This is a genomic window from Sediminibacterium sp. (assembly GCF_019264485.1).
Taxonomy (GTDB): Bacteria; Bacteroidota; Bacteroidia; order Chitinophagales; family Chitinophagaceae; genus Sediminibacterium.
The window spans coordinates 548367-560902 of the sequence record NZ_JAHVAA010000014.1; the positions used below are offsets into that span (position 1 = coordinate 548367).

A 12536-nucleotide genomic window follows, 5' to 3' on the forward strand; every position below is an offset into this window, starting at 1 on the left:
TAAATATGAGAAAATAGAGAATTCTGTTTAGAAGTTCCTCGTTATAATACGTGCTCCACCTCCGGTAGCGGCTTTGTTCAATCTGTAAGTAAAACTTAACAGGAAATAACGCTGTAGTACATTATACCGTGTGTCTTCTATATAATTCTGGTTGGCCGATCTGTTGATACCGATATTCTTGTTCAGCATATCGAATACGCTCAGTTTCAGTTCGGCCCTTTTATTTTTCATGAAACCTTTAGCCAGTGACGCATTCCAGTATGGTATCTTGGTATTAAACCCATCCGCACGACCGGAATTCACTGTATAATTGAAGCTATTATTCATTACCAGACCCAATGGCAGGTAATTATTCATTTCCACATTGTAAGTCTGCTGCAGGTAATTGGTATTGAGCATTGGCTGAAGTGAATAAGTTGCTTTGCTGATACTCAGTCTGGCACTTGCATTGATGTCCATCAATCCATCCTGCGCAAAACTATAATTCAATGAAGGTCCTACACCGAGGTTAGCGATATTATTTCTTGCTCCATTCAGGAAAGCAATATTGCGTGTATAGTTTGTGCTGATTCCGATATCAATTCTTGATTTTATTTTTTTGATCGGGAAACCTGCATTAACACTACCAAAAACAAAATATTGTCCGTCTGCATTCACCGGCATCGATACACGGGATCCGTTTGGTTGAATCTGATCGGAGTTAACAATAGCATTATTGGTTTTTGTGGCAGAGACAAAAGCAAACAGGTTTCTTTGTGTATACACATTGGTAGAAAAAAAACTCAGGTTTACTGACTGTACATAACTGCGTTTCAGGTTTGGATTACCTGTATAAGTGTTCAATGGATCACTTACGTCTGCAATTGGCTGTAACTGTGCCGTTGACGGCTGCGTGGTAGAAGTATTCAGGTTCATCGAAAGGGTCTTACTGGATGTAAACCTGTACTGTATATTGGCACTGGGTAACAGATCAGAGAAACGTTGTTCAATTACATTACTATTGGTATTATTGGTGCTTCGCAGCGTTGCCGACTGAAAAGAAGAACCTACTGTTAATATCACTTTATTCATATTCGATCTGAAATTAACTGTACCACCACCATAATTATAACTGCTGGTAAAATCATTACTCAGAATGGTATTATATTGATCGTATTTACCTGATCCACTGTTATAATCATAGGTTTTACGATCGCTTTGTCCGCTGTTGGTATTATAGAACGATGATATTTCAAGTAATGACCTACGGCCTATAGGTTCGGTATAAGTAATGGTTCCACCAAAATTGCGGGTAATGGCATTACGGGTATTTTTCTGGTTTGTGATGGAATCTCTCAGTGCTACACCTGCTGCATAGAAAGTATTACGCGTATAGAGATCGCCTGTTTGTTTGCTGTCGTTATAGTTTAAAGTAAAGTTACCTGAAATGGTTCTCCCTTTTTTCTTTAACCGTTGGCGGTATAAAGCAGTAGCAGAAAGGTTTAATGCATCTGACTGTGTTTTGCTATCGCTGAAACCGTCATTTATTTTGAGGCCATTTTTATTGGTCGAGCTATAACTACTATACGTATTTGTATTGTTCTGTTGTGCTGAAACCTGTGGTGTAACTTTTAATGAAATCATCGTATCGAATTTGTGATCGATACTTCCGTTCCATCTTTGCTGTTGTACTTTCCTTGCAGAATTACTATTGCTTATATAATCAAATGTATTGCCCGGTAGCAGATTCTGACGATTGGTGATTCGGTTGGTCAGCAAATCAATATCACTAAACATGCCGCTGGTATTTACATTTGATTTCTTGTTCCAGAGATCATTATAATTAACACCGCCTGCATAAGTAGTAGCTACCCCCTGCTGGTTTTGTCCAAGCCCTGTTACAGGCAACCCGTTGTCTCCGCCACCGCCACCGATACTAATGCTGACGCCACCTCCACTGTTTCTCATACCCCTTGCAAGGTCGCCCGAAAAATTCATGATATCAGTCAGGCTAAAACCCTGTTTGTTTACATTATTGGCCATCCCCAACAGCGATAATTGCTGATCGCCATTAAAGCGGTTTATATTAGTCTGTGCATCATACCTGCCATCATCGCCACCTGCCCCTCCGGCTATCCTTCCAAACGTGGATTTATTTCTGTCTTTTTTCAGTTTCAGGTTAATGGCTTTTTCTGAATTGCCATCATCAATACCAGTAAATTCTGAACGATCACTTTTTTTGTCGAATACCTGTACTTTATCTACTGCATCTGCATCAAGGTTTTTGGTGGCAATTTTCGGATCACCGGTAAAGAATTCTTTTCCGTTCACCAATACGCGGTTCACGCGTTGCCCATTTACCCTGATGGTTCCGTCGTTATCAACCGTTACACCCGGTAATCTCTTTAAAAGATCTTCTACTACCGCGTTGGGTTGGGTTTTGAAATTCTCCGTATTGAATTCTACTGTGTCGCCGTTAATGGTAACCGGTGCGCGGCGTGCGGTAACAGTTACCTCTCCACTCTTTAATACATCCGTAAGTATCAACTGGCCAAGATCGAGTTCCTGACCGGCTTTTACATCTATCGATTTCCATACCGGAACGTAGCCGACATAAGAAGCAGAAATAAGATAACTGCCCTTATCTAGCGATCTGATACTGAATTTACCTGTTGAGTCGGCCCTGGTGAATGTTATAAGGGTTGAATCTTTACTATTTACAACAGAAACTGTGGCATAAGCCAACCCACGATTCGTGGCTGTATCAAATACATGTCCTTTTACGGTGCCTGTATTTTGCGCCTTTACAAAAGCGGGAAGTAGAACAATGATAAGCAGTGTAGCGATGTATTTCAACATTACTTTTGGTTTTAATGCATCAAAAGTAGTGTTGGGTTTATGCAAAAGCGGTTAATGAACTTTGGGGAAAGGTTAATGAAGGTTAATAGAATAAAAAGCCCTCTGTGGTTTTCACAGAGGGCCAGTATCTTCAGTATTTGATTATTGTTTTTCGATAGAGATCAATTCTACTTCAAAAACCAGTGTAGAACCCGGACCAATTTTAGGGCCTGCAGAAGAATCGCCATAAGCAAGGTCGGCAGGTACATAGAGTTTCCATTTGCTGCCAACTGTCATCAGTTGTAATGCTTCCTGCCATCCGCGGATTACTCCACCAACAGAAAAAACAATAGGTTCACCACGTTCCACAGAACTGTCGAAAACAGTTCCGTCAATCAGTGTTCCATGATAATGACATTTTACCTGATCGGTTGCCACCGGTTTTACCCCATCAGGATTATTCTTTATAACTTCATATTGCAAACCGCTTGGTAGTGTAATTACCCCGGGGCGCTTTGCATTGGCATCGAGAAAAGCTTTTGCCTGTTTTTTGGCAACCCCTAATTTTTCTTCATTTGCTTTTTCGATAAACCCTTCTATGCACTGGTTTAGGGCCGTTTCGGGGATCATTATTTTCTTTTTCTGTAACTGATCGGAAAGTGCTCTTTGCAGGATAGCTACATTTATTTTACCCAGCCCCTGGTTTTCGAGGTTTTGTCCAATTCTGATACCCAATGCATAACTCGCAGAATCTTTGCTGTCTTTAAGTGGGTTAACTACTGATTTTGTTGTACCCGCTGCTGTTTTTGGCGCCGCTGGTTTTACTGTTTTTGTCTGACCATAACCGGCACCTGTTAAAAGCAGTCCGATTGTACAAGAGAGAATAATTCGCATCATTTCTGGTTTAGGAGCATCAAAACAACAATATTTTAGGGATTACACCAAGAAAGAAACTGGCTGTCTATCAACTTTAATCTTCCAGCAACATTTCAATCGCTTTTTCCGCTTTTTCAAACCCGAAGTCAGCTATAACCTGCTTCATCATGTTGCCGATCTGTGCCGTACAAAGGTTACCCATACTGCCTTCATGCGTATGTTGCAACTGGCTGATATCAACTTTAAATTTCCCTTCTTCTATCTGCATACCTATCTGCTTATATGCGTCCCGGAAAGGAATACCCTGCAATACCAGTTTATTTACTTCTTCCACACTGAATGCATAGAGGTATTTAGTATCCTGCATGATGCCTTTTTTTATTTCAACAGATGACAACATTAACTGTGCCATTTGTAAACACTGTCGCAATGTGCCTAATGCGGGAAATAAATGCTCTTTTAATAATTGCAGGTCGCGGTGATATCCGGATGGCAAATTGGTTGTCATCAGCATGATCTCATTGGGTAGTGCTTTGATGCGATTGGCCTGTGAGCGTATGAGTTCAAATACATCCGGATTTTTTTTGTGTGGCATAATACTTGACCCTGTAGTTAATTCTGCGGGGAAACTCACAAAATCAAAATTCTGGTTCAGGTACAAACACATATCCATACTCATACGGCTTAGTGTGTCTGCAATATTCGCCATAGCTGTAGCCGTTATTCTTTCTGCTTTACCACGGCCCATTTGGGCATATACTACATTATAGTTCAGCTCATCAAAACCCAGTAGTTCTGTAGTCAGCGTTCTGTTGATAGGGAAAGAAGAGCCATACCCTGCTGCAGAACCCAGCGGGTTTTTATTAACTACTTTATAGGCGGCCTCTAATGAAATCATATCATCTACCAAACTCTCTGCATAAGCACCAAACCACAATCCAAAAGAGGAGGGCATGGCTAATTGCAGGTGTGTATAACCCGGTAAAAGATGGTCCTTGTATTTTTCACTTTGCTGCTGTAATAAGTTGAACAGGTTTTCTGTTTCTGTTGCCAGCAACTTTATTTCATTCCGCAGAAAAAGTTTAATGTCTACCAACACCTGATCATTCCTGCTTCTGGCGCTGTGTATTTTTTTCCCAGCTTCCCCTATTTTTTCAGTGAGCATGAATTCGATCTGTGAGTGGATGTCTTCTATGTTTTCGTGAATCGTGAATTTCCCAGGGACTCCTTCGTGAGGTGAATCGTGAATATTGCGATAAATGTTTCTCAGTTCTTTATTTATCAGTATAGCTTCTTCTTTTGTTAACAGACCCACTTCTGCCAGCATGGTTACATGGGCAATGGAGCCCAATACATCGAATGGAGCCAGAAGCAGATCCATTTCACGATCTTTTCCTACCGTGAAGGTTTCTACGGCTCCTGATACAGTGGTATTTTTTTGCCAGAGTTTCATGCGTTAATTTTTTATTGATTTTAGTCACTACTTGTCCCGTAAAACGGGATAGAATGGCCATTTCATGTTGATTGCTTTAGTATGAGCTGATCCAGTATTGCGATATAGAGTGCTATTCCTTCTTTTATTTCATTCAGGTAAATAAACTCATCCGCACTATGACTTCTTGCGGAGTCTCCCGGACCCATTTTCAGTGTAAGAAAAGGCATCAGTGCCTTATCTGAAGTGGTAGGCGATCCATACCAGCTTCTGCCCATTCGCTTACCCGCGAGTATAAGCGGGTGATTCAATGGAATGGAACTGGATTTCATCCGCAGACTTCTTGGCCGGACAGTAGATTGAAGATTTAACTGGATGGTGTTAATGACTTCTTCAAAATCATAACATTCATTCACTCTTACATCTATTACAAAATTACAGGACGCAGGAACCACATTATGTGCCCTGTTTTCTGTTTCAATAACGGTGACCGTCATTTTTACAGGGCCCAGCAGTTCTGATATTTTTTCAAAACGATAATTTTCTATCCACTGTATATCTTTTACCGCTTTGTACAATGCATTCTCACCTTCATTACGTGCCGCATGACCAGGCTTGCCTGTTGCCACTGCATCAAGCACCAGGAGTCCGCGTTCTGCCACTGCCATTTGCATTTCTGTAGGCTCACCAACTATACCACAATCAATGGAAGGCAATAATGGCAATAATACTTCTACCCCATTCTTTCCTGATATCTCTTCTTCTGCTGTTGCTGCATATACAAGATTGTAATTAAGTTCCTGCTGAGGATAATAGTGCAGAAATACTGCGAGCAATGATACCAGCGATCCACCTGCATCATTACTACCCAAACCAAATAGCTTCCCTTCGTTTTCAGTTGCTGCAAATGGATCCAGCGTATAGGCCTTATTAGGTTTTACCGTATCATGATGTGAGTTTAATAATAGGGTAGGCTTGGTTTCATCAAAATGCAGATTGGTGGCCCATACATTATTCAGGTACCGTTTAGTCTGAACCTGTTTTGTCTGAAGAAACTGTTCCAGGCAATCGGCTGTTGCCGACTCTTCTTTGCTGAATGAGGGAATGGCTATCAGTTTTTTTAGTAAACTGATACTATCATGGTATAATATGTCGGTCGACTGATCCATTTTTTATTGTATCGTAGTTCCGCTTGATTCATTTACAAGTAAAGCTAATTCTTCTGCCTGGCCAATGATTACTTTACCTACTCCTGCATCAATAGCAGCAAAAGCGTTATCAAGTTTGGGTATCATGCCTGCAAATATTTTCTCTTCGCTTTTTAGTAACTGGTAACTTTCTTTACTCAGTGAAGTAATAACCGATGATTCATCATTTATATCCAGCAACACCCCTTTCTTTTCAAATGAATATATCAATATGGTTTGATACAGACTGCTCAAGGCTTTCGCTATTTCCTGTGCAATAGTATCGGCATTGGTATTGAGTAATTGTCCGTTGCCATCATGTGTAATCGGAGCCAGTACAATCGTTGCATTTTGTTCCAGCAATTGATATAACAGTGTTTTGTTTACTGTATCAATATCGCCTACATAACCATAATCAATGCTGGCATGTTGTCTTTTATGTGCCAGTATACAGTTTCCATCGGCGCCGGTTAAACCTATTGCATTACTGCCATACTGTTGAAGTTTGGCTACAATATTTTTATTGATATAGCCCGCATATACCATGGTTACAATACGCAGGGTATCTGCATCGGTAATTCTTCTCCCGTCTATCATCTGTTGCGGGATATTTAACTGGTCGGCCATTTTGGTAGCCAGTTTTCCACCACCATGTATCAATATTTTCTTTCCCTGCAATAGCGCAAACTGTTGCAGGAAACTATCCAGTCGCTGCTCATCATCGATGATATTTCCGCTGATTTTTATGATATATAGGGGTTCCACCATCAATTATTTTATAGTAAGAATTTCATGTAATACTGCCTGTGCCGCCCATACACGGTTACCCGCCTGTCTGGTTACGAGGCTATGTGAGCCATCCAGAATCTCATCACTCAATTCTACATTTCGTCTTACCGGTAAACAATGCATCACTTTTGCCTGATTTGTGATCTTCATTTTATCTTCTGTCAACATCCAGGCCGGATCATTTTCATATACTTTACCATAATCGGTAAAAGTGCTCCAGTTTTTTACATATACAAAATCTGCTCCCGATAATGCGGCATTCTGATCGTGGGTAATAGTAGCTCCTTTTGTAAACTGTTCAGCTAATTCATAATCCTGCGGATGAGTAATTACAAATTCAGCTTCTCCCCATGCATTTACCCATTCGGCAAAACTATTGGCCACACATTGTGGTAAAGGTTTGATATGCGGCGCCCATGTTAAAACAATCTTTGGTTTTTTGTTCAGTGGTTTTATTGTCAGCTCTTCTGAAATAGTTACCAGATCTGTCAATGACTGAAGCGGGTGCAGTGTAGCACTTTCCAGGCTTACAACAGGCACACCGGCATATTTAATAAACTGATGAATAAACATTTCGCTGTAATCGTCATCCCTGTTTTTTAATGAGGGAAATGTACGGATACAAAGAATATCGAAATACTGGCCCAATACCGGGGCTGCATCTTTAATATGTTCTACCGTATTACCACTCATAATGGCCCCTTCTTCAAACTCCAATGCCCAGCCTTCTTTATCTACATTGAATACAATGGCTTCCATACCAAGATTGCGCGCCGCTACCTGTGTACTCAGTCTTGTTCTTAAACTCGGGTTGAGAAACAATAAACCGATACGTTTACCTGTACCCACCTGCTGGTATTTCAATGGACTGGCCTTGCAATCCATCGCTTTTTTAATGAGTGCATTGATATCGGCTACATCGGTTACGGATATAAATTGTTTCATAATTAGATTTCTGGGTTGAAGTTCTATATACTCTCTGCGGCCACCTCTGCGCTCTATCGTTCTCTGCGGTCCCTTCCTTCGTCAGGGTGACGTTAGGAACTCCACCGCAGAGAAAAGAGAACACGAAATTTACGCAGCGTTTTTGTTTAGAGCCATTATGGCCTGTTTTAACGACTGCAGAAATTCATCTATTTGTTCTTTCTGCAAAGCCAATGATGGCAAGAGCCTGATTACATTGGGTTTTGCTTCTCCTGTAAAAATTTTATATTCCTGTAATAATAGTTTTTTCAGGTCTTTGAGCTGATCAGGTACACCAAATCCAATCATTAACCCTCTTCCTCTTACATCCTGCAATTCAGGAATGGCTTTTAACTGCTCCATCAGGTAGGCTCCATTTTCAGCAGTCAGGATCATTAAATTTTCACTCTCCATCACCTCCAACACTGCCAACGCTGCGGCACATGCTAAATGGTTACCACCAAATGTGGTACCCAGCATACCATGTTTGGGTTGAATATGTGGCGCTATTAAAATACCACCTATCGGAAATCCGTTACCCATACCTTTTGCCATAGAATAAATATCGGCATCCACACCGGCATGGTCATGCGCAAAGAATTTTCCGGTGCGGCCATATCCGCATTGCACACTGTCTGCAATAAATAAAGCACCATACTGATTACAAAGAGAACGAACGGTTTGCAGAAAAAGGTCAGATGCTACATTAATTCCTCCCACTCCCTGTATACCTTCCGTTATTACAGCAGCAATAGTGTTACCTTCTTGTACAAAACATTCATGCAGGGCATTCACATCGTTGAAGGGAAGAAATATAATATTGTCTGTTTCATTTACTGGTGCCACTATTGATGGGTTATCGGTTGCTGCTACCGCCAGTGATGTACGTCCGTGAAAAGATTTTTTAAACGCTACGATTTTTTTTCTACCAGTATGAAATGATGCCAGCTTTAATGCATTTTCATTGGCTTCAGCACCACTGTTACAAAGAAAAAGCTGATAATCGGTTTTACCACTCACTGTCGCCAACTTATCAGCCAGTTGTTGTTGCAGGGGTATAATGACAGAATTTGAATAAAAAGCAATCTTATTTAATTGCCCCTCTATTCTTTTTACCCAATGCGGATGTGTATGACCGATACTGATTACGGCATGTCCACCATACATATCGAGATAACGGGTTCCCTTATCATCCCACACATATGAACCATTCGCTTTTTCGATGGTAATATTGTTCAGCGGATATACATCAAATAGTTTCATAGAATAAAAAATTGCCCGTCAGCATTTAATTTAAAAATAGTTGGCCTTTAATTGCAGCCCTGTTTTTTCATCCAGTCCAAACAATAGGTTCATATTCTGCACCGCTTGTCCGCTGGCACCTTTCAACAGGTTATCGATGGCACTGTGAACGACCAGTTTATCTCCCTGTTTCTCTACATGTACCAGACATTTATTGGTATTCACCACCTGTTTCAGGTCAATCATTTCTTCACTGTAATAGGTGAAAGCAGCTTTTGCATAATATTCCCGGAAAATATTTTTTACTTCTTCGAGCGGAAAACTACAGTCGATCACTGAACTGGTATAGATACCTCTGGTAAAATCGCCTCTCCATGGAACAAAATGTACACCTGCACCTTCTCCAGTTTCAGATAGTGGCGAATCGGTTTGTAACTGATTGAGTGAAGCAGTAATTTCTTTAATATGCTGATGGTTCAGCGATTTATATGCCTGTATATTATTAGCCCTCCAGCTAAAATGCGATGTGTTGCTGAGCGACTGCCCCGCCCCTGTTGATCCGGTAATACCGGTTGTATAAACATCACTTAATACGCCCGCTTTAGCAAGTGGCAACAAAGCCAATTGAATGGCTGTTGCAAAACATCCGGGATTGGCTATATTTTGTGCAGTTGCAATTGCTTCCTTATTCAATTCGGGCAGTCCGTACACAAAAGTTTTTTCTCCATGTGCTGCAGTTGCTGGTAAACGAAAGTCCTGTGAGAGATCAATTATTTTTGTTGTGGAAGGAATGGCATGCTGGTCTAAAAACTTTCTGGCATCGCCATGGCCTACACAGAGAAACAACACATCAGCATCGGCATATGGTTCATGGCTAAATAGCATTTCCGTTTCACCGAGTAAATCAGCATGTACGGTGTACAGTGGTTTACCTGCATTACTGCTGCTGTGTATATTCACCAGTGCTGCCTGCGGGTGATTCAGCAAAAGTCTGATCAACTCACCACCGGTATATCCTGCCGCACCTGTAATAGCTACTTTAAGTTTTTTCATGACTGATCGGCTTTGATGCTATGGTATATAGCAGTCTGGTTACCAAATATTTTGGAAAACCCTCTTACATCTTCACCTGTCCATCCGCTGTTCATCTCACCATATTTTCCAAACTTGCTACTCATCAGGTCATTTGGCGATTCTATACCGATTACAGTAAAGCGATAGGGCATTAGTTGCACAAATACATCGCCTGTTACCTGCTCCTGTGAGTGTTCCAGAAAGGCTTCAATATCTCTCATCACAGGATCGAGTATCTGTCCTTCATGCAGCCAGTTGCCATAAAATTGTGCCAGTTGATCTTTCCAGCTCAACTGCCATTTGGTGAGTACATGTTTTTCCAGTGCGTGGTGTGCTTTGAGAATAACCATTGGTGCCGCTGCTTCGAAACCCACACGGCCTTTGATTCCGATGATGGTATCACCTACATGTATATCTCTTCCAATACCAAATGCACCAGCAACAGATTGTACATACTGAATGGCTTCTGAAGGATGTGCAAAATGCTGGTCATTTACGCGTCTGAGTTCTCCCTTTTCAAAACCCAGTTTTATTTCTTCGGCAGCCGATTTGGTTACCTGTGTGGGCCATGCTTCTTCCGGCAGCATCCCTTTTGATTGTAATGTTTCTTTACCGCCAACACTGGTTCCCCACAATCCTTTATTGATAGAATAAGCTGCCTTATCAAAATTCATTTCCACTCCTTTTAATTTCAGGTAGCTGATTTCTTCTTCACGGCTCAATTTCATATCGCGGATAGGAGTAATAATCTCTACCCCCGGTATCATGATATGAAATACCATATCGAAACGCACCTGATCGTTACCCGCTCCTGTACTGCCATGTACCACTGCTTTTGCGCCTAATTTCCTGGTATGTTCAGCAATATGCAATGCCTGGCTCAGTCTTTCTGCACTTACACTTAATGGATAGGTATTATTCTTCAATACATTGCCATAAATGAGGAATCGGATGATGCTATCGTAATAAGTTTTCACTGCATCAACAGTGGTATGCGATTTTACACCCAGTTTATAGGCATGAGCTTCTATCTGCTCCAGTTCTGCTGCGGTGAAACCTCCGGTGTTTACAATTACACTGTGTACTTCATATCCTTTTTCATCGGTGAGGTATTTTACACAGTAAGACGTATCCAATCCGCCGCTAAAGCCCAATACAACTTTGGTGCCGGCAGGAAGTGATGTGGGTAGGTTGCTCATACGATTCTTTGCTTTGCTTATATAATAATACTGACAGGTCAGAGATTAAACAGGTGATGAAAAAACGATTTGGGTTTGATACTGGTTCCACCATTTTCTTTTTTACGAAAAAGGCGTAACAGTGTATGCTGCTTCAATTTCATAAAGCGCTCATATATTTTCGACTTCCTGCTGAAAGCTGATGAAGTTTCTTCGGGTTCGTAATGATCGGCAGGATCGTACAACATGGCGGTACAAAAACAATTCTTTCTGTCTTTGCTCATCAATACATCATAATTCACACAGCTTTTACAACCGGCCCAGAATTCCTCATCATCGGTAAGTTCACTATACGTTACAGGTTCATAACCCAGATCGCTGTTTATTTTCATCACAGCCAGACCTGTTGTAAGACCGAATATTTTTGCTGTAGGATATTTTACCCTCGACAGATTGAAGATGGTTTGTTTGATCAGTTTGGCCACTCCACTTTTTCTGAATGGGGGTGATACAATGAGTCCGCTATTGGCCACAAATGAATCATGACCCCATGCTTCAATATAACAGAAGCCCACCCAGGTACCATCGGGTAAGAGTGCAATGACGGCTTTGCCTTCATTCATTTTCATAGCTACATAATCGGGACTGCGCTTGGCAATACCGGTTCCACGTGCTTTTGCTGATGATTCCATTTCATCAGTAATGGTTTGCGCATATCGGGTGTCGCCACTATTGGCTACACGAACAATGATATTTTGTTCCAACTTAAAAGAATTAAATAAACGTAAAGGGAACGACAGCTACCTGTCAGAAAGAGATTCCGGGGAGTTTTCCACTGATAGGGGCAAGTGCCAGTTGCTCGTCCTATCAGCAACCACGTCGGGGTCGCGGGAGAAAGTTAAAAGCAGCTTCCATTGAAAACACCTGACGGGGTGAATTCAATAAGAATGATAAATAATTGATCAGGATCTGCTTCAC

10 protein-coding genes are annotated in these 12536 nt (G+C 41.2%); all 10 read right to left on the bottom strand.

Annotation, left to right across the window (positions count from 1 at the left end; all coding sequences use genetic code 11):
• Positions 1–27: 27 nt before the first annotated feature.
• A complete protein-coding gene (locus tag KXJ59_RS13930; protein ID WP_295205844.1) occupies positions 28–2838 on the bottom strand; it encodes a TonB-dependent receptor in 2811 nt (936 codons plus the stop codon).
• Positions 2839–2979: 141 nt separating this feature from the next.
• Positions 2980–3711 (bottom strand): FKBP-type peptidyl-prolyl cis-trans isomerase, encoded by a 732-nt coding sequence (locus KXJ59_RS13935; RefSeq protein WP_295205853.1) that lies wholly within the window; start codon positions 3709–3711, stop codon positions 2980–2982.
• A 76-nt stretch (positions 3712–3787) separates the two neighbouring features.
• The gene (gene argH, locus KXJ59_RS13940) at positions 3788–5146 is read right to left on the bottom strand and encodes an argininosuccinate lyase (protein ID WP_295205857.1); all 1359 of its coding nucleotides are present in this window, start codon (positions 5144–5146) and stop codon (positions 3788–3790) included.
• 62 nt (positions 5147–5208) lie between these two features.
• Positions 5209–6294 (bottom strand): M20 family metallo-hydrolase, encoded by a 1086-nt coding sequence (locus KXJ59_RS13945; RefSeq protein WP_295205860.1) that lies wholly within the window; start codon positions 6292–6294, stop codon positions 5209–5211.
• A gap of 3 nt (positions 6295–6297) precedes the next feature.
• Positions 6298–7080 (bottom strand): acetylglutamate kinase, encoded by a 783-nt coding sequence (argB, locus tag KXJ59_RS13950; RefSeq protein WP_295205863.1) that lies wholly within the window; start codon positions 7078–7080, stop codon positions 6298–6300.
• 3 nt (positions 7081–7083) lie between these two features.
• Positions 7084–8046, bottom strand: a complete 963-nt coding sequence (locus KXJ59_RS13955; RefSeq protein WP_295205866.1) for an N-acetylornithine carbamoyltransferase — start codon at positions 8044–8046, stop codon at positions 7084–7086.
• 129 nt (positions 8047–8175) lie between these two features.
• Positions 8176–9327 carry an aminotransferase class III-fold pyridoxal phosphate-dependent enzyme gene (locus KXJ59_RS13960; protein WP_295205869.1) on the bottom strand — a complete coding sequence of 384 codons (1152 nt, stop codon included), beginning with the start codon at positions 9325–9327 and terminating at the stop codon, positions 8176–8178.
• Between the two features lie 30 nt (positions 9328–9357).
• The gene (argC, locus tag KXJ59_RS13965; RefSeq protein ID WP_295205871.1) at positions 9358–10359 is read right to left on the bottom strand and encodes an N-acetyl-gamma-glutamyl-phosphate reductase; all 1002 of its coding nucleotides are present in this window, start codon (positions 10357–10359) and stop codon (positions 9358–9360) included.
• Positions 10356–11579 carry an argininosuccinate synthase gene (gene argG / locus KXJ59_RS13970; protein ID WP_295205874.1) on the bottom strand — a complete coding sequence of 408 codons (1224 nt, stop codon included), beginning with the start codon at positions 11577–11579 and terminating at the stop codon, positions 10356–10358. Before argG ends, argC begins: the two co-directional genes overlap by 4 nt.
• 38 nt (positions 11580–11617) lie before the next feature.
• Positions 11618–12322, bottom strand: coding sequence for a GNAT family N-acetyltransferase (locus KXJ59_RS13975; RefSeq protein ID WP_295205877.1), 705 nt, complete (start codon positions 12320–12322; stop codon positions 11618–11620).
• Between the last annotated feature and the right edge of the window lie 214 nt (positions 12323–12536).